Genomic DNA, 18,354 nt, shown 5'->3' with positions numbered 1-18,354 from the left:
TCAATTCCTTTCAAAAAAGTCAGCTGCTTGATCAACAAGCCGCTCTCTCACTGTCGTGTGAAGGGGCAACACTTGCTGCAAGCCATCTAAAATTTGTTTTCCATATCGTTTGGTCACCACCCGCTGATCCAATAAAAGGACCAACGATTCCTGGTCTTGAAAACGGCTGGTTCTCCCAATAGCCTGTTTGAGCCTTAAAATTGCGACTGGAAGACTATAGTCATAAAAGGGATTTTTTCCCTGTTCTCTGAGTTGGGTATTCAGCTTTTGAACCATATAATCTTTAGGGTTGTCAAAAGGAAGGCGCGTGATGATTTGAATCACTTCTTTTTGTTGGGAAAAATCGACTCCCTCCCAAAAGCTTCCCGTCCCCAATAGAATGGAGCTTTCTCCTCGGTCAAAGCGTCGCTTAATATTAGCTGCATCACCATTTCGATACTGGGCCAAATGAGGAAACTTCAATGCGTTTGACGTCTCCAGTAACAATTCTTTTGAGGTAAACAAAAGAAAAATTGGTTTTCTTAGAGGAAGGAGTTCATCGATGAGCTGACAAATCTCTCTTGCATACTCCACAGAAGATAAAGAAACGACATCTGGAAAATCTATCGGCACCAACAATTCCTGGTGTTGTTTGACTGTTATTGGCACCCGGTAGATCTGCTGCTCTTGGTATCCCAAAAGGGTAGGTAAATGCACCTTTTTACTGATAGCGATCGTCGCTGATACAAAGAGCACGGGTACTTCTTCAGGCACAAACTCCCTAAAGGATAGCAAGTCCTCAACTCCTCCATGGAGACGAAGAATCTGGTGGCTTTCGACCACTTCCTTGTCCATCCAAAAGGTTTGGTAGCGCTCATCAAACAATTCTCTTAGATTCTCTAATGATTCATTTTTTAATTCCGATACATCCTGTCGCATTTTTTCCACTGTTTGATCTGATAAGATGGCTGGTTTTCCTTGTACAACTTCCTTAGAGCAGGCATTTAACTCAAATTGAATACTCTCCAGCAAACGCCTTTGCAGAAGATCTTTTTCCTCTTCGATGGCATGTTGCAAGCCTAGAAGAAGAGATTGCAAGTTTTCTTCTCTCTGTGAAAACTGCTCTAAAGCAAAGAAGAGTTTTTGCGCTTCATCCACTACCAGAACAGATTCTTGAAGTAGACTCTTATCATCTTCTAGACGAGTTAACAGATAGGCATGATTGGTCAGAATTACCCGGCTGGTTTTCACTTTTTCCTGGCCGAGACGCCAAAAATCTTCCTGATAAAAAAGTGAACGTTTCGACAATTGGCCATCGTGGCAAATGTCAGCTACAAAATGAAGATGACGATAGAGTTGGCCAATTTCACTGAGCTCTCCCGTTTCCGTCATGGTCAGCCAAACCAACAGTTGCATTTTAAAGCGTCGGATCATCCCATTATCTGACTCACTCTGTAAGGCCTCATAAAATTTATCGAGTTGGATGTAATCCTTGGGACTTTTCAGGCTATGAAAGGGAATTTGGAAAAGATCTTGGATAGTCTTTCCTTCCTTCTTCATAATTTGATCCTGAAGAATTTTAGTCGGAACACTGACAAGAATGCGCTTGGATGTTTTCGCCAAAAGCGTTAATAGATAGGCATAGGTCTTCCCAATACCCGTTGGCGCTTCAATAAAACTCGGAAGTGGCTGTTGCAAACTGTCCTCGATATAGGCAACAAATTCTCTCTGCTCCGGATAAGCCTCCATTCCCAACAACTGCATATTGAATTCAAACTGTTCAGACAAATGACGACTTTCTAAAAACTGCTGTGGCTTTCGCAGGTAGAGACCATGAACTTCTACTAAATGAGCTGGTAAAAAAAGGCTACTGTCTTCAAGCGCATCTTCTATTAAGAGTCGTGATTCATAAATCAAACAATCTGCCATCGAAAGAAGTTTTTCGATCAATCCCCTTGGCAAGCTCGCAATTTTCTCTCTCAATTTCAACAGCAACTGGGCTGTTGCCATAGCATCCGCTAAAGCGGAGTGAGCATGGTGCAACTCAATTTCCAGTTCAGCTGCAAGCGCTCCTAAATTGTAGCGTTCTAAAGTCGGATAGAAAATTTGAGACAATTCAACCGTATCAATCCGAGGAGTCGTTAGCTCAAATCCTTCCCAAAAGAGGGCTTCTGCCAATAAATTCGCATCAAATTTGACATTATGGGCCACAAAGACGGCATCTTCTATTAATTCAAAAATTTCTTTTGCCACTTGTGCAAACTCTGGAGCTTTTTTCAAGCGAGCATCTGTCAGGCCAGTCAATTGTTTGATATGCTCATCCAATCGTTCGTGGGGATTCACATCCGTCTCATAGGATTGCGTAATCCTCCCATCTTCAATGATGACAATCCCAACCTGAATGATCTTAGCATTGCTTCCAGCACTGGTCGCTTCCAGATCCACAATGGCATATTTCCGTTTCTGTCTTGTCATAATACTTAAAATTATATCACGTTTGAGCAAGCTCTGCAGATTTTTTTCTCCTTTCATGCTGACTTCAATCCTGTTATTTTCCTCGCAATTTGATACACTATTCTAGAAAGGAGTCCTTATGAAAATCTATCGTACCGTTAATCCTGTAGCTTATGAAAACACCTACTACCTTGAAAATGACCACTCCCTCATTCTTGTCGATCCAGGGAGTGACTGGGCAACTATTCAAAAACAAATTGATCGCATCGGAAAACCCATCGTAGCGATTCTTTTAACCCATACACATTACGATCACATTATGAGTCTTGAAAAGGTTCGTCAGACCTATCATTTCCCACCTGTTTATGTCCATTCAGCAGAAGCCAGTTGGTTGTCTTCTCCAGTCGATAATTTATCTGGTTTGGATCGTCATGCGGATTTAGAAGATGTGGTATGTAAGGAGGCCGACTTCCTTTATGACATTCGCTCCGATTACCAAATAGCTGATTTCCACTTTTATGTTCTGGAGACACCAGGCCACTCTGCAGGAGGAGTCTCTATCGTCTTTCCTGAGGATCACCTGGTTCTATCTGGTGATGCCCTTTTTCGCGAAACCATTGGACGGACCGATCTTCCAACAGGGAACGCGACACAGTTGCTTAGCAGTATCAGAGAAGAACTCTTTACCCTTCCATCTTCCTACACTGTCTATCCCGGTCATGGCCCTGAGACTTCTATTGGTCACGAGAAGATGTTCAATCCCTTCTTTAGACAATCCTAAAGAGTCCTTATCATCCTTCCTGTCCTCATAACAGTAGACAAAAAAAGCAAGTGCGAACTTGCTTTTTTATTATATCTTAAGAAAACGTCTCATGGAGATTGAAGAACCAATCGCTCCAATCAAAATTCCTAATCCAAAGAGGCCACCGACCATGATCGGTACCAAGAGATGAGGACTATAGAGATACAAGTTTTGATCTGCCAAGTTATTGTTCATAGATGTATAGACAACATTATAAACATAGAAGACCAAAGCTGAAGGAACCAAGGCTCCCAAAAGACCGATCCAAGCACCTTCTAAAAGGAATGGTGCACGAATATAGCCATTTTTTGCTCCTACCAGTCGCATAATCTTAATCTCACGACTACGTGAAATGATGGTAATCCGAATGGTATTTGAAATCAAGAAGACTGCGATGAAGATCAATAAAGCTACACCAATCAAGCCCCAGTTTCGGATAAAGGTTCCAAGAGCGAACAAGCGTTGGGTATCGACCCCGCCATCTTTAACCTCAGAAACTCCTTCAATTTTTTTGGCATCAGCCGAAACTTGCTTTACATATTTAGGAGCAGTCGTCTCTACATAATAAGCATCATAGAGAGGATTGGCATCTCCATCAAAAATCTTCCAGTTGTTCCCAGCCGTTTTGATCAGTTTATCATACTGTTCTTCCTTGCTAGAAAAATCAACCTTGTCAACATGTTTCATGGCTGTCAGAGCATCGTAGACCTTATGGTAGTTTTCATTGGTCACGGTTTGACCGTCTTTTTCAATTTGCTCACTCTGGTCTTGAATATCCTTGCGCATGTATACTACAACCCGCACACTATTTTGAATATCATCTGAAAGCTTGATAGTATTGGCAATAACTGAGGCGAAAATAGCAACCAAGCTAAGGGTAATCATAACCGAGCTGACCGCTGCAATCGTCATCCAACCATTTCGTTTCAAGCTTTTAAGCGATTCGATTAAGTGTCGGAAAAATCTTCTAATCATCGTATCCGTACTCTCCTTCCGCTTCATCACGCACTACACGACCATTTTCAATCGCGATGACACGGTGACGTAAAGTATTTACAATCTGGCTATTGTGGGTCGCCATCAATACTGTGGTCCCTTGCAGATTAATCCGCTCCAAAAGATTCATGATTTCCCATGAATTATCTGGGTCCAAGTTACCCGTTGGCTCATCCGCAATCAAGACTTTCGGATTGTTGACGATCGCACGAGCAATCGCAATCCGTTGTTGCTCTCCCCCTGACAATTCATTCGGGAATGAGCGGACCTTGTGTTTCAATCCGACAAGATCCAAAACTTCCATAACACGCTTTTTAATATTGCGACGTCGCTCACCGATAACTTGCATTGCGTAGGCAATATTTTCATAAACGGTTTTCTTTGGAAGCAATTTATAATCTTGGAAGACCACTCCCACATTGCGTCGCAACATAGGAATATCGCGTTTTTTGATTTTATCCAAATCAAAATCAGCTACTTTCAAACTTCCTTTATCGTGTTTGACTTCACGGTATAAAAGTCGAATAAAGGTCGACTTCCCTGCACCAGAAGGTCCTACGATGTAGGCAAATTCTCCTGGTTCAATTTGGACAGAGACCCCGCGAAGGGCCGTCGTCCCGTTGTCATACTTTTTGACAACATCTTTCATTTCAATCATTGACATGTAATGAAATTCCTTTCATTCTTTTCTGGTTGATTCCCTCGAGGTTATTGGAGACGCCATTTAAGGTAGGCATCGATAAAGCCATCGATATCTCCATCCATCACCTTGTCCACCTGCGCTACTTCGTAGTTGGTCCGGTGATCCTTAACCATGGTATAAGGGGTAAAAACATAGGAGCGGATTTGACTTCCCCAGGTGATTTCTTTTTTATCCCCTTTTAGAGAATCCACTTCTGCTGCTTTTTTCTCTTGCTCTAATTGGTAGAGTTTAGCTTGCAACATCTTCATCGCACGATCACGGTTCCCGTATTGGGTCCGATCCACGGTGGATGCCACTACAATCCCTGTCGGAATGTGGGTCAAGCGCACCCCTGTAGAAACCTTGTTGACGTTTTGTCCACCAGCTCCACCAGAGCGGAAGGTGTCCATCTTGATATCATCATCACGAACTTCGACTTCGATAGTATCGTCTAATTCGGGCATGACCTCAACAGATGTAAAGGAGGTATGACGACGTTTAGCGGAGTCAAATGGAGAGATCCGAACCAAACGGTGTACCCCCATTTCAGATTTCAGAAGACCGTATGCATGTGGCCCTTCAAAGGATAGGGTTACAGACTTGATTCCAGCCTCATCCCCAGCCTGATAGTCCAAGACTTCAACTTTAAAGCCGTGGGCATTTCCAAAACGAGTATACATCCGAAGAAGCATGTCGCCCCAATCCTGAGCTTCTGTTCCTCCTGAACCTGGGTGGATTTCTAGGATGGCATTATTATTGTCATAGGGTTCAGACAATAGCAAGGTCATCTCATAGCTGGTCATACGTTTATCCAGCTCCTCCAACTTCTCGATCAATTCTTCCTTGACCGAATCGTCTTCTGCCAAAAAGTCCAGTAAGATTTCTGACTCATCAAAGAGATCCACCATTTGATGGAAATTTTCATAGGTCTGCTTGAGTTCATTTAATTCTTGAGATGTCTTTTGCGCAGCAATATTATCATCCCAAAAATCAGGTTCTGTCATTTTATTTTCTAAAATGGCAATTTCTTCTTCCAATGCCTCTAAGTCAAAGAGACCCCCTGAAAGAAGCTAATTTTTCACGATTTGCGTCAATTTTTTGACGAATTTCTGAAATGTCCATAAGTACCTCTTTCTATGTATCTAGTCTATTATATCATAACCTTCACTATTTGCCCACCTTCCAGTATTGGATCTGCTGGTTGACCATTGCCAATCCAGCTAATTTTCAAAATTTTTCCATTCCTTTGTAACCTAATTGTTAGAAAAAAAGATCCTCTTATGCTAGACTGGTAGCATGACAACAGTAGCTTTTATGTCCGATTTACATATTGATTCAAACAACTTTGGAAAAGATGAATTAGAGACCCTTATCACTCTTTTCAAGGACAAAAAAATTCAACATCTCCATATTGCAGGAGATATTGCCAACGGCTTTGAAAAGACCTCACAAGAATTTTTAGCCCAACTCCAATGTCAGCTTCCTGTGACCTTTAGCTTGGGAAATCATGATATGTTGGGCCTATCAGAAGAAACCATGAGACCTTTTGAATTTCAAAAGATTCCTTTTTCAAAGCATACACTCCTTGCCTTTTCTGGCTGGTATGACTACAGCTTTGTTCCTAATCTCTCTCCCCAAAAACATCTCCAAACCAAGAATCTGTTTTGGTTTGACAGACGCCTCCAACGAATGGAATCTGATCCAGCCATTACCCAACGTTTGTTGCGAGAGCTCGAAACAGAACTCATGCAAGTGGATCAACCCCTGATCATCGCTATGCACTTTGTTCCTCATAGCCAGTTTCTCCTACGCCACCCTTATTTTGAACGTTTCAATGCTTTTTTAGGGAGCCAAACCTTTCATGAGCTTTTTAGACAATTTCCTGTCAGAGAGGTGATTTTTGGTCATAGCCACCACCGAATGCCAGCAACAACTATTGACTCGATCACCTATCATGCCAGACCTTTAGGCTATGTCAGAGAATGGGAGCTCTGCAAACAATTCTTTGAGGTTTTTCCTGAATATGATTTTCCAAAAAGGTACGACCCCTACAAACGCTATCGCAGAATTAAAGACCTTCCTGAATTTAAAGCCTACAAGAAAAAACAGCTTGCTCATGAATTTTCTCAAGCCATGACTATCCTTGAACTATAATAAAAAATAGTCCCTCTGGAACCAATTTCAGACTGAAGACAAAGTCATCTAAAAACTTTCCTTAGGTGAGTACGGACGTCAGCGAACTTCGAAGAAGTTCCATGACTTAGTTTTGGACCTAAGGTTCCAAAACTCCCGAGTGCTAGAAACAAGAGTGTTTCTAGCACTTTTCTCACAAAGGAAAGTTTTAGTTGATGATTGAATAATGCTAACAGATATTTTTTTGTCTTTATAAAATTTATAAGATTTGCAAAGAAGAACATTTTATCTACGTTCTCAAAATTGTTCCTCTGGAATCATTTTTTACTCTTCTGTATCTAAGAGATTTTTTGCAACGATTGCTGCGAGAATTCCTCCCACAATTGGAGCCAAGATAAAGATCCAAATTTGTTGAAGTGCTGCACCACCAACAAAGAGGGCAGGTGCCAAGCTACGAGCTGGGTTAACAGAAAGTCCTGTAATGTTCAAACCAACAAGAATAATCAAAGTCAAGCTCAAACCGATCACAAGACCAGCAATTTTGCCATTTCCTTTAGAAGCAGATGTGACGGTCATAATGACCAAAATAAAGATAAAGGAGGCAATCACTTCAAACAAGAATCCGCCAAATGGAGTCACTCCCTTTGCCAGGGCATTTTCCCCAAGACTGGCTGTTGACATGCCTGAATTTGACAAGAGGAAGAGTACTGTTGCAGATGCGAGAACCGCTCCCACTACTTGCGCTGCAATATAATTGATCAAGTCTTTAGATGACAAGCGTTTGTTCACAAACATGGCAATCGAAACAGCTGGGTTTAAGTGGGCGCCAGAAACAGTTCCAATTGAGTAAGCTGCTGCAACAATGGACAAACCGAATGCCAAGGCAATTCCTAAATGTCCAAGACCTTCTGTCCCATTTCCAAAAACAACAGCGCCAGTCCCGATAAAGACAAGCATAAATGTGCCGATTACTTCAGCAAAAAACTTTTTCATAATATAGTTTCCTTTCTTCAAACTGTCGTCTAGTTTATCAAAAATTGACTCTCGCCTCAAGAAATATGCCCAGACATTTCTGCACACAAAAAAAGCCATCCGAAGATGACTTTTCAATGCTTAAATAGCGTTTTTATCCTTACCGAGTGCACGTTGGACGGCTTTGACAATTTCAACAAGAACCACAATCATAATTGCACCTACAGCAACCACCAACCATTGCGTCAAACTCAAGTTTGAAACGTGGAAGAGTTTATTAAATCCAGGTACCATAATGGTTGCCATTAAGAGAATAAAGGCTACTGGGATAGACCAGTTAAAGGTCTTGTTCTTGAAGAGTCCCACTTTAAAGATCGATTGATAGACCGATTTCACGTTAAAGGCATGGAGCAATTGGATTAAACCGAGAGTCGCAAAGGCCATAGTCAAAGCATCTGCATGGATTTCTGCGTGACTCTGGTGCTCTGGGAAAAGAATTGCCCATCCGTATACGCCAAGTACCAAGATAGTTTGGAAGATTCCTTGATAAAGGATGGCTCCAAAGACCCCACCGTCAAAGAAGTTGGACTTACGTCCACGAGGTTTGTGGGTCATGACACCTGGCTCAGCTGGTTCCACACCAAGAGCGATAGCTGGTAGCGTATCTGTTACCAAGTTAATCCATAATAGATGCACTGGTTGAAGAACGTCCCAACCAAAGAGGGTTGCAAAGAAGATAGTGAAGACCTCAGCCATATTAGCAGACAAGAGGTATTGGATGGATTTTTGAATATTGGAGAAGACCTTACGTCCTTCTTCAACTGCTACGATAATGGTTGCGAAGTTATCATCGGCAAGGACCATATCAGAAGCTCCCTTAGAAACCTCTGTACCAGTAATCCCCATACCGATACCAATATCAGCAGTCTTAAGTGATGGCGCATCGTTGACCCCGTCACCAGTCATGGCAACAACCTTGCCTTCTTTTTGCCATGCTTTCACAATCCGAACCTTGTGCTCAGGCGATACACGCGCGTAAACAGAGTATTGCTTGAAGACTTTTTGGAATTCTTCATCAGTGAGTTCATTCAACTCAGCACCAGTGAAGACATGGTCTTCTGTATCATTTGGATCGATGATTCCAAGACGTTTGGCGATAGCTTCCGCTGTATCTTGGTGGTCACCAGTAATCATGATTGGACGAATGCCTGCCTCCTTAGCGACACGAACAGCTTCTGCAGCTTCTGGACGTTCAGGGTCAATCATGCCGACCAAACCAGAGAAGATAAGGTCAGATTCAACAATTTCAGATTCTAAGGTTGGAATTTCATTGCTTGTCTTATAAGCCATCATCAAGACACGAAGGGCTTGTTTGGCCAAGTCTTTGTTGGTAGCAAGGATAGCTTTCTTATCTTCCTCTGTGATTGGGCGAACTTCCCCATCGACTTCAATACGAGTCACACGTTTGAGCAATTGGTCAGGTGCACCCTTCACAGCGATAAAGTAAGAGCCATCTGCTTCCTTATGAATGGTAGACATGAGTTTCCGGTCTGAGTCAAATGGCAATTCAGCCACACGTGGCTCATCCTTCAAGACTTCACGGACGTCGAAGTTGTGGTCCAAACCAAACTGTACAAGGGCTGTCTCAGTTGGGTCCCCAATCAATTTGCCAGATGGGTCTACCTTGGTATCATTGGCAAAGTTCATGATGCGAAGGGTATTGTTGCTAGCAGCAATCTCAGCTGCCGAGCTTTGCAATTGACCGTTGGTATAAACCTTCTCAACTGTCATTTGGTTCATGGTCAAGGTACCTGTTTTATCAGATGCGATGATTTCTGTTGAACCAAGTGTTTCAACGGCTGGCAATTTACGAACGATTGAATTGCGTTTAGCAAGGGTTGTCGTTCCCAAAGAGAGAACGATGGTTACAATGGCAGGAAGACCTTCTGGAATCGCCGCAACCGCAAGGGCTACCGCAACCATCAAGCCTTCCAACGGATGTTCACCACGAACGAAGACACCAACCAAGAAAGTAATGACCGCAATCACAACGATTAAGTAAGTCAAGGCTTTAGATAATTGTTCCAAGCTTTGCTTCAATGGTGTTTCAGTCTCATCGGCATTAGCCAACATATCTGCAATCTTACCAACTTCTGTATACATACCAGTGTTTGTTACGACACCAATCCCACGACCATAAGTTACATTTGAGTTTTGGTAACCCATGTTAACACGATCCCCGATACCAGCATCTGCTTCAACAAGTCCTGTCACATCTTTTTCAACTGGCACAGACTCCCCTGTAAGAGCTGCTTCTTCAATTTTAAGGGAAGCTGCTTCAAACAAACGCATATCTGCAGGCACGACATCTCCAGCTTCTAGCAAGACGATGTCTCCAGGTACCAATTCTTTTGAGTCAATCTCAATAACATGGCCATCACGACGAACACGAGCCATGGGGCTAGACATATTTTTCAGAGCTTCAATGGCTGCTTCTGCTTGCCCTTCTTGGTAAACCCCAAAGGCAGCATTCAAGACAACAACGGCCAAGATGATCATGGCATCCGTTAGACCGTCCATTCCTTCTGTAATCACAGAAAGTGCCGCTGCCACAAGCAAGATGATAATCATCAAATCCTTAAATTGATCAAGGAATTTAGCTAGTAGGCTACGTTTTTCACCCTCTTCCAACTCATTACGACCATAATTCGCTAAGCGTTCTTGAGCCTGGGCGGTTGACAAACCTTCGACAGATGAGTCCAAGTTCTTTAGGACTTCCTCAGAAGATTGCGTGTAAAACAAATCTTTATTTTGTTCTTTTGACAAAACAGTCTCCTCCTTTTTGGCCTCTTTTTACAAAAAAAGAGACCTGTTTTTTAAAAAAACAAGTCTCGCTGTTTAATATAGTGCCGGAAATAATTCGTAATGACGACACTATCGCGGAAAACCGCCAGCTACTCCCTTGAGTGGTTTTATTATACCATTTTTATAGAATAAAGCAAGCGGGATCTCTAATAATTTAATGAGGTCTATTCTTCCCATTCCACCAGTAATTGATAATTAGCAAATTCCTGTTCTCCATCGAGAGTTAACAAGCGATAAGAGACTTGCAAATGACCTGCTTCTAATTGAAAGAGGTCTGTTGTAATCAAAAACTGCTGAATGCCCATCGGAGTTGGGATGATTGCCCCACCATCTTCATTTTTGTAGAAACGCATGATGGATTTAGGACTTGAGAATCGTGTCATGACCAATTCATCATTGGAAAATTTCAAAGCAACCTTTTCATCTTCTTCATTGGTATACAAGAGATATTGAAAACCTGCTTTTTCCTTCCATTCACCTTGATAGTACTGATCAACGATTTCCATTTCTTCTCCAAATCGAATGGTATTTTGAATGCGAATCTGCATCTTTGTCTCCTTCTCTTCTTTTCTTGCCTTACTATTCTATCAAATTTTACGCATTTTGACTGCCCCTATTAGCCTCTAGATCGCAAAATAGGCTTTTTTTTGCTATAATAGACCCATGAATGAAAAAGTCTTTCGCGATCCCGTGCATGATTACGTTCATGTGGATCATCCCATCATTTATCAATTAATTAATAGTAAAGAATTTCAACGACTACGCCGCATCAAACAACTGGGGACATCTGGTTTTACCTTCCACGGTGGGGAGCATAGTCGTTTTTCTCACTGTCTTGGCGCCTATGAAATTTCAAGACGCATTCTGTCCATTTTTGAGGAAAAGTATGCAGAGCAATGGAATTCTGATGAAAACTTACTGACCATGACAGCCGCTCTTCTTCATGACATTGGACATGGTGCCTATTCCCATACCTTCGAAGGACTCTTTGGGACCGATCATGAAAAAATGACCCAGCTGATCATCACCAGTCCAGAGACGGAGGTCAATCAGATCCTCTTACAGGTAGCACCTGATTTCCCAAATCGTGTAGCCAGCGTCATTGATCATACCTACCCCAATAAACAAGTGGTGCAATTGATTTCTAGTCAAATTGATGTGGACCGGATGGATTATTTACTGCGGGATGCCTACTTTACGGGTGCTTCCTATGGAAAATTTGACTTGACCCGTATTTTGCGCGTCATTCGACCGATTGAAAATGGCATTGCCTTCCAACAAAATGGCATGCACGCTGTCGAGGATTACGTGGTCAGCCGTTACCAAATGTATATGCAGGTCTACTTCCACCCGGCTACTCGTGCCATGGAAGTCCTCCTTCAAAATCTACTCAAACGCGCTAGAACCATTTATCCCGATCAGAAAGAGTATTTTCAACTGACTTCACCTCGCTTGATTCCATTTTTTGAAGAAGAGGTCACCATCCAAGACTACCTAAATCTAGATGACGGTGTGATGAATACCTATTTCCAAGTCTGGATGGATAGTCCGGATACCATCTTGTCTGATCTTGCACAGCGCTATATTAATCGGAAAGTCTTTAAATCGATTCTATTTACAGAAGATAAGCGAAAAGACTTAGTAATCCTTGAAAAACTGATTAAAGAGGTTGGGTTTAATCCAACCTACTACACAGCTATTCATCAAAATTTTGACCTGCCCTACGATATTTATCGACCAGAGCTTGAAAAACCGCGGACTCAGATCGAGATGATCCGAAAAGATGGGAGTCTCGCTGAATTGTCTCAGTTGTCTCCACTCGTCGCTGCTCTTGCAGGAACTCGCTATGGGGACAACCGCTTCTATTTCCCAAAAGAAATGCTGGAGGTTAATGGACTTTTCAGTAAGCAAGTAGAGGAATTCACTTCCTATATCACCAATGATTATTTTACAGGAGAGACGGATGTCCATTAAATTAGTTGCGATCGATATCGATGGTACACTTCTCAATTCAAAAAAAGAGATCACACCTTCCGTATTTGAAGCCATTCAAGACGCTAAAGCTGCAGGCGTTAAAATCGTTATCACAACAGGTCGTCCTATCGCAGGGGTCTCAAAACTTTTAAAAGAACTCCATTTGATGGATCCTGGAGACTATGTCATTACCTTTAATGGCGGTCTGGTTCAAGAAACCGCTACTGGAAAAGAACTCATCAAGGACCTTTTAGATTATGAGGACTATCTCGATATCGAGTCTCTTGCTAACAAACTCCAAATCCACTCTCATGTGATTACTAAAGATGGCATCTATACCAGCAATCGCGATATCGGACGCTACACCATTCATGAATCTCAACTGGTCAATATGCCCCTTTATTACCGGACGCCTGAAGAAGTTCGTGAGAAAGAATTTGTCAAGGCCATGTATATCGATGAACCAGATATTCTAGATGCTGCGATTGCAAAAATCCCTAAAGAATTCAAGGATCGCTTCACTATGGTCAAATCAGCTCCTTTTTATTTAGAAATTCTAGGGAAAACAACCAATAAGGGAGCAGCTGTTCTTCATCTAGCTGAACGACTTGGAATCCAGCAAGAAGAAACCATGGCCATAGGAGATGAGGAAAATGACCGTTCCATGCTAGAAGTCGTGGGACATGCCGTCGTTATGGAGAATGGCAATCCAACTCTTAAAAAAATTGCTACACATATTACCAAATCAAATGATGAATCTGGCGTTGCTTACGCCATTAGAAAGTGGGTATTATAAGAAATGTACCATTACCAGCTAGGAATTTCTGCTAGTGAGCATGATGACTTTGTTATTCAGAGTGACCAAACCAATCTCTTACAAAGCAGCTCATGGGCAAAAATCAAAGATAATTGGGGAAATGTACGGGTTGGTTTTTATCAAGAAGACCAATTAGTCGCTATTGCAAGCATCTTGATTCAACCCCTGCCACTTGGCTTTTCCATGCTCTACATTCCTCGAGGCCCAATCATGGATTACCAAAACAAGGACCTGGTTTCCTATGTGATCCAGTCCCTTAAAAAGATAGCCAAACAATACAAGGCTTTGTTTGTGAAATTTGATCCAAGTCTTTTCTTGAGTAAACACTTGATTGGACAAGAACAGACGGAAGCTCCTGCTGTGCAAGCGGTGATCGACACCTTAACTAAAGAAGGGGTTGAATGGACTGGCCGAACCAGTGATCTGGCAGAAAATATCCAACCACGCTTTCAAGCGAATATCCACAAAGATTTTTTCACCGATCAAGATCTTTCAAAATCTACTCGACAAGCCATCCGAACTGCTCGAAACAAAGGGATCCAAGTCCAATTTGGTGGGACTGAATTGCTAGGGGACTTTGCTTCTCTCATGAAAAAGACTGAAGCTCGTAAAAGCATTCATTTACGTGGAAAAGACTACTACGAAAAACTACTCACAACCTACCAAGGACAATCCTACATTACTTTGTCTACGCTAGATCTCGAGAAACGGAAAACCTCCCTTACAAAAGATCTTGAAAAAAACAAGGCAGAGGCTGAAAAATTCACAGAAAAAACTAAGCCTGGCAAGGTTGAGAATAACCAAAAAGAAAAAGAGCGGATAGAGGAAGAACTGCAATTTCTTGAGCAGCATCTCCAAGCAGGTAGACAAGTCGTTCCTTTATCTGGGACCTTAACCCTTGAATTCGGTGGGACGTCTGAAAATGTTTATGCAGGGATGGATGAAGAATTCCGCCGTTACCAACCTGCTATCCTCACTTGGTATGAAACTGCCCAACACGCTTTCGACCGTGGTGCTTCTTGGCAGAATATGGGGGGCATTGAAAATTCACTTGATGGTGGTCTCTATCATTTCAAATCTAAATTTAATCCTGTCATTGAAGAATTTGTTGGGGAATTCAACCTCCCAACCAGTCCACTTTATCCACTTGTAAACAAAGTCTACAAGATCCGGAAAAAATTAAGGAGTAAATAAGTTACATGACTCTTACGACAATTTCAAAAGAAGAATTTACCTCATTTGCAAATACTGTCTCCCATCGCTCTTTTATCCAGTCTGCTGAAATGGCAGATCTGCTTGAAAAGCGAGGAAATACCGTCCAATTTATCGCTTGGAAGCAAGAAGATCAAGTCCAAGTGGCAGCAATCTTGTACAGTCTTCCTATGACAGGTGGTCTCCATATGGAAATCAATTCTGGCCCCCTTTACCAAAAGGAAGCTATGCTAGAACCTTTCTATGCAGCTTTAAAAGACTATGCGAAAGAAAATGGGGCTATTGAACTCGTTATTAAGCCCTATGATACCTATCAAACCTTTGACAGTGACGGGAATCCAACCAGTGAAGAGCAAACTCATTTTATGGATACCCTAAAAAAATTGGGCTATCAGCATGATGGTTTAACAACAGGTTATCCAGGAGGAGAAGGTGATTGGCATTATGTGAAAGATATGGAGGGCATCACCGAAAAAAATCTTCTCAAGAGCTTCAGTAAAAAAGGAAAGCCACTTGTCAAGAAAGCTAAATCTTTCGGTATTAAACTGAAACGATTAAACCGAGATGAACTGCAACTCTTTAAGGATATTACTTCCTCAACCAGTGACCGTCGCGACTATCAGGATAAGACCTTGGATTATTACCAAACTTTCTATGACAGTTTTGGCGACAATGCAGATTTCATGATCGCAACACTGAACTTCCACCATTACTACACGAATCTTGAAAAAGACCAAGGAAAACTAGCACAGAAGATTGAGAAATTACAGAAAGATCTTGAAGTCAACCCACATTCAGAGAAAAAACAAAATCAACTTCGTGAATTCTCTAGCCAGTTTGATACCTTTGAGGTGAGAAAGAAGGACGCGAAAGAATATATTGAAAAATATGGAGATCAAGACGTCATTCTTGCAGGTAGTCTCTTTGTCTATATGCCACAAGAATCCACCTATTTATTCAGTGGCTCTTATACAGAATTTAATAAGTTCTATGCTCCTGCTGTTCTCCAGGAATATATGATGCTTGAAACCATCAAACGTGGTATCCCAAGATATAACTTCCTTGGTATTCAAGGAATCTTTGACGGGTCAGACGGTGTTCTTCGTTTCAAACAAAACTTCAACGGCTACATCGTCCGTAAGATGGGGACCTTCCGTTATTACCCAAATCCTCTGAAATACAAAATGATTTCTCTCATTAAGAAACTATTAGGACGTTCCTAACTCAAAAGACCAGCTTTGTAGCTGGTCTTTTCTACTATAAAAAAGACGAGAAATCTCTCGCCTTTTTATATATCATTATTTAACAAAGTCAAGCAATGCCAAGAAGCTTTCTGGATCAAGTGATGCACCACCCACAAGAGCTCCATCAACGTCTGGACAAGCCATGTATTCAGCAACGTTTTCAGGTTTCACTGAACCACCGTATTGAACACGTACTTTGTCAGCCACTTCTTGACCAAAGTCAGCAGCTACAACGTCACGAACAACTTTACACATTTTTTGTGCGTCGTCTTGTGAAGCTGATTTACCAGTACCGATCGCCCAGATTGGTTCGTATGCGATAACTGTTGAAGAGACTTGCTCTGCAGTCAATCCTGCAAGAGCAGCTGAAACTTGAGCCCCTACGAATTCTGCTGCTTTACCAGCTTCGTAAGTTTCAAGGCTTTCACCACAACAGATGATTGGAAGCATACCGTTCGCAAAGATTGCTTTTGCTTTTTTGTTGATATCTTCATCAGTTTCATGGAAGTAGTCACGACGTTCTGAGTGACCGATAACAACGTAGTCAGTACCGATTTCTTTCAAAACTTGTGGGCTAGTTTCACCAGTGAAGGCACCAGCATTTTCAAAGTAAGTGTTTTGGGCAGCAACTTTAAGATTTGAACCTTTAGCAGCAGCAAGTACAGCTGTCAAGTCAACTGCAGGAGCTGCGATACCAGCTTCAACAAGGTCAGCTGAAGGAAGTTTTGATGCTACAGCTTCAACGAATGCTTTTGCTTCTTCTGGATTTTTGTTCATTTTCCAGTTACCAGCGATAAATGGTTTACGTGACATTTCACATACCTCTTTTTTCTAATTTTATACTACTATTTTACCATAATTTTCGTCATAATGAAAGGTTGCACAAGCTCATTTTACTTTTTACCAAAATAAAAACCCCGTCTTCACGGGGTTTTCTGTCTGTCTATATAATTGTTAATCTGGGAACTAGATCGAATTAAGCTTCGATTTCAGTAACCATACCTGAACCAACAGTACGTCCACCTTCACGGATTGAGAATGTAGTACCTTGTTCAACGGCGATTGGGTGGATCAACTCAACGTCGATAGTCACGTTATCACCAGGCATTACCATTTCAGTTCCAGCTGGAAGTTCGATAGATCCAGTTACGTCAGTTGTACGGAAGTAGAACTGTGGACGGTAGTTGTTGAAGAATGGAGTATGACGTCCACCTTCTTCTTTAGTAAGGATGTAAACTTCACCTTTGAATTTAGTGTGTGGGTTGATTGAACCTGGTTTAGCGATAACTTGTCCACGTTCGATTTCATCACGTTGGATACCACGAAGAAGCACACCAACGTTATCCCCTGCAAGACCTTCGTCAAGTTGTTTACGGAACATTTCAACACCAGTAACAACTGCTTTTTGGATTTCGTCTTTGATACCAACGATTTCGATTTCGTCGTTGACACGAACAACACCACGGTCGATACGTCCTGAAGCAACTGTACCACGTCCAGTGATTGAGAATACGTCTTCGACTGGAAGAAGCAATGGTTTGTCAGTATCGCGTTCTGGTTCTGGGATGTACTCATCAACAGTATCCATCAATTCCATGATGATGTCTTCATATTTAGAGTCACCTTCAAGAGCTTTAAGAGCTGAACCTTGGATAACTGGAAGGTCATCACCTGGGAAATCGTATTCTGAAAGAAGGTCACGGATTTCCATTTCAACCAATTCAAGCAATTCTTCATCGTCAACCAAGTCAACTTTGTTCATGAAGACGATCAAGTGTTTAACACCAACCTGACGTGAAAGAAGGATGTGTTCACGTGTTTGTGGCATTGGTCCGTCAGTTGAAGCTACTACAAGGATAGCTCCGTCCATTTGAGCGGCACCAGTGATCATGTTTTTAACGTAGTCCGCGTGTCCTGGAGCGTCGATGTGAGCGTAGTGACGTTTAGCAGTTTCGTACTCAACGTGTGCAGTGTTGATGGTGATACCGCGTTCGCGTTCTTCTGGAGCAGCATCGATAGACGCATAGTCTTTAGGTTGGTTAACTGATGAAGGCAAGCGACGTGCCAAAACAGTTGTGATTGCTGCAGTTAGGGTAGTTTTACCGTGGTCAACGTGTCCGATTGTACCGATGTTAACGTGCGGTTTACTACGATCGTATTTTTCTTTTGCCATTTGAGTAAAAGCCTCCAATAAAATATATTTTATAGATAGACAGTAGGCAAT

Annotated in this window: 15 protein-coding genes; 6 read left to right on the top strand and 9 right to left on the bottom strand. The window is 42.0% G+C overall.

From position 1 onward, the window contains the following. Positions 1-2,454: a bifunctional DnaQ family exonuclease/ATP-dependent helicase gene (locus I2E70_RS03360; protein WP_195423579.1), complete on the bottom strand. Its 2,454-nt coding sequence runs from the start codon at positions 2,452-2,454 to the stop codon at positions 1-3. Between the two features lie 118 nt (positions 2,455-2,572). Between I2E70_RS03360 and I2E70_RS03355 the strand changes: the two genes are divergently transcribed. Further along, positions 2,573-3,214, top strand: a complete 642-nt coding sequence (locus tag I2E70_RS03355; RefSeq protein ID WP_155199804.1) for an MBL fold metallo-hydrolase — start codon at positions 2,573-2,575, stop codon at positions 3,212-3,214. A gap of 69 nt (positions 3,215-3,283) precedes the next feature. Here the strand turns inward: I2E70_RS03355 and ftsX are convergent, their stop codons facing one another. The 3 genes from ftsX to prfB all read right to left on the bottom strand — a co-directional run bounded on the left by ftsX (position 3,284) and on the right by prfB (position 6,035). After that, complete coding sequence (gene ftsX, locus I2E70_RS03350; RefSeq protein ID WP_042759907.1) at positions 3,284-4,210, bottom strand: permease-like cell division protein FtsX; 927 nt, start codon at positions 4,208-4,210, stop codon at positions 3,284-3,286. After that, positions 4,203-4,895, bottom strand: a complete 693-nt coding sequence (gene ftsE / locus I2E70_RS03345) for a cell division ATP-binding protein FtsE (RefSeq protein WP_003008021.1) — start codon at positions 4,893-4,895, stop codon at positions 4,203-4,205. Before ftsE ends, ftsX begins: the two co-directional genes overlap by 8 nt. Before the next feature lie 44 nt (positions 4,896-4,939). After that, positions 4,940-6,035, bottom strand: a protein-coding gene (gene prfB / locus I2E70_RS03340; protein WP_100209015.1) for a peptide chain release factor 2 whose coding sequence is annotated in 2 segments (ribosomal slippage) — positions 4,940-5,962 and positions 5,964-6,035 — 1,095 coding nt in all. Because the reading frame shifts where the segments join, the coding sequence is not laid out codon by codon here. 174 nt (positions 6,036-6,209) lie between these two features. On the opposite strand from prfB, the gene I2E70_RS03335 reads away from it, so the two are divergent. Beyond that, a complete protein-coding gene (locus I2E70_RS03335; RefSeq protein WP_195423424.1) occupies positions 6,210-7,067 on the top strand; it encodes a metallophosphoesterase in 858 nt (285 codons plus the stop codon). Positions 7,068-7,370: 303 nt separating this feature from the next. Here I2E70_RS03335 and I2E70_RS03330 read toward each other — a convergent pair whose 3' ends face one another. The 3 genes from I2E70_RS03330 to I2E70_RS03320 form a co-directional block, all read right to left on the bottom strand. Further along, positions 7,371-8,039, bottom strand: coding sequence for an MIP/aquaporin family protein (locus I2E70_RS03330; RefSeq protein WP_195423422.1), 669 nt, complete (start codon positions 8,037-8,039; stop codon positions 7,371-7,373). A 120-nt stretch (positions 8,040-8,159) separates the two neighbouring features. Beyond that, entirely contained in the window at positions 8,160-10,844 is a 2,685-nt protein-coding gene (locus I2E70_RS03325; protein ID WP_195423420.1) for a calcium-translocating P-type ATPase, PMCA-type, read from the bottom strand. Positions 10,845-11,047: 203 nt separating this feature from the next. Then, a complete protein-coding gene (locus I2E70_RS03320; protein ID WP_003008038.1) occupies positions 11,048-11,431 on the bottom strand; it encodes a DUF1934 domain-containing protein in 384 nt (127 codons plus the stop codon). A gap of 115 nt (positions 11,432-11,546) precedes the next feature. Here I2E70_RS03320 and I2E70_RS03315 point away from each other — a divergent pair, with 115 nt between their 5' ends. Genes I2E70_RS03315 through I2E70_RS03300 form a run of 4 tightly spaced genes read left to right on the top strand, consistent with a single transcriptional unit; the run spans position 11,547 to position 16,109 of the window. Continuing rightward, positions 11,547-12,857: an HD domain-containing protein gene (locus I2E70_RS03315; RefSeq protein WP_155169455.1), complete on the top strand. Its 1,311-nt coding sequence runs from the start codon at positions 11,547-11,549 to the stop codon at positions 12,855-12,857. Continuing rightward, positions 12,847-13,653 (top strand): sugar-phosphatase, encoded by an 807-nt coding sequence (gene yidA, locus I2E70_RS03310; RefSeq protein WP_155199809.1) that lies wholly within the window; start codon positions 12,847-12,849, stop codon positions 13,651-13,653. The genes I2E70_RS03315 and yidA overlap by 11 nt, the downstream gene beginning before the upstream one ends. A gap of 3 nt (positions 13,654-13,656) precedes the next feature. Then, positions 13,657-14,868, top strand: coding sequence for an aminoacyltransferase (locus I2E70_RS03305; RefSeq protein WP_125826482.1), 1,212 nt, complete (start codon positions 13,657-13,659; stop codon positions 14,866-14,868). 5 nt (positions 14,869-14,873) lie between these two features. Beyond that, positions 14,874-16,109, top strand: coding sequence for an aminoacyltransferase (locus I2E70_RS03300; RefSeq protein WP_031574023.1), 1,236 nt, complete (start codon positions 14,874-14,876; stop codon positions 16,107-16,109). Positions 16,110-16,184: 75 nt separating this feature from the next. Here the strand turns inward: I2E70_RS03300 and tpiA are convergent, their stop codons facing one another. Then, entirely contained in the window at positions 16,185-16,943 is a 759-nt protein-coding gene (gene tpiA / locus I2E70_RS03295) for a triose-phosphate isomerase (RefSeq protein WP_031574020.1), read from the bottom strand. Between the two features lie 163 nt (positions 16,944-17,106). Beyond that, positions 17,107-18,303, bottom strand: coding sequence for an elongation factor Tu (gene tuf, locus I2E70_RS03290; protein ID WP_003008055.1), 1,197 nt, complete (start codon positions 18,301-18,303; stop codon positions 17,107-17,109). Between the last annotated feature and the right edge of the window lie 51 nt (positions 18,304-18,354).

The sequence above is a fragment of the Streptococcus parasanguinis genome (assembly GCF_015556095.1).
Classification (GTDB): Bacteria; Bacillota; Bacilli; order Lactobacillales; family Streptococcaceae; genus Streptococcus; species Streptococcus parasanguinis_Q.
The sequence above is the reverse complement of the archived record's forward strand: the minus strand, read 5'-3'. Positions and strand labels throughout refer to the sequence as shown.

Coding starts and splice junctions, on each gene's coding strand:
- tpiA (WP_031574020.1), bottom strand. CDS start 16,943: ATGTCACGTAAACCATTTATCGCTGGTAACTGGAAAATGAACAAAAAT.
- ftsX (WP_042759907.1), bottom strand. CDS start 4,210: ATGATTAGAAGATTTTTCCGACACTTAATCGAATCGCTTAAAAGCTTG.
- ftsE (WP_003008021.1), bottom strand. CDS start 4,895: ATGTCAATGATTGAAATGAAAGATGTTGTCAAAAAGTATGACAACGGG.
- yidA (WP_155199809.1), top strand. CDS start 12,847: ATGTCCATTAAATTAGTTGCGATCGATATCGATGGTACACTTCTCAAT.
- tuf (WP_003008055.1), bottom strand. CDS start 18,303: ATGGCAAAAGAAAAATACGATCGTAGTAAACCGCACGTTAACATCGGT.
- I2E70_RS03300 (WP_031574023.1), top strand. CDS start 14,874: ATGACTCTTACGACAATTTCAAAAGAAGAATTTACCTCATTTGCAAAT.
- I2E70_RS03315 (WP_155169455.1), top strand. CDS start 11,547: ATGAATGAAAAAGTCTTTCGCGATCCCGTGCATGATTACGTTCATGTG.
- I2E70_RS03320 (WP_003008038.1), bottom strand. CDS start 11,431: ATGCAGATTCGCATTCAAAATACCATTCGATTTGGAGAAGAAATGGAA.
- I2E70_RS03360 (WP_195423579.1), bottom strand. CDS start 2,454: ATGACAAGACAGAAACGGAAATATGCCATTGTGGATCTGGAAGCGACC.
- I2E70_RS03305 (WP_125826482.1), top strand. CDS start 13,657: ATGTACCATTACCAGCTAGGAATTTCTGCTAGTGAGCATGATGACTTT.
- I2E70_RS03355 (WP_155199804.1), top strand. CDS start 2,573: ATGAAAATCTATCGTACCGTTAATCCTGTAGCTTATGAAAACACCTAC.
- I2E70_RS03330 (WP_195423422.1), bottom strand. CDS start 8,039: ATGAAAAAGTTTTTTGCTGAAGTAATCGGCACATTTATGCTTGTCTTT.
- I2E70_RS03335 (WP_195423424.1), top strand. CDS start 6,210: ATGACAACAGTAGCTTTTATGTCCGATTTACATATTGATTCAAACAAC.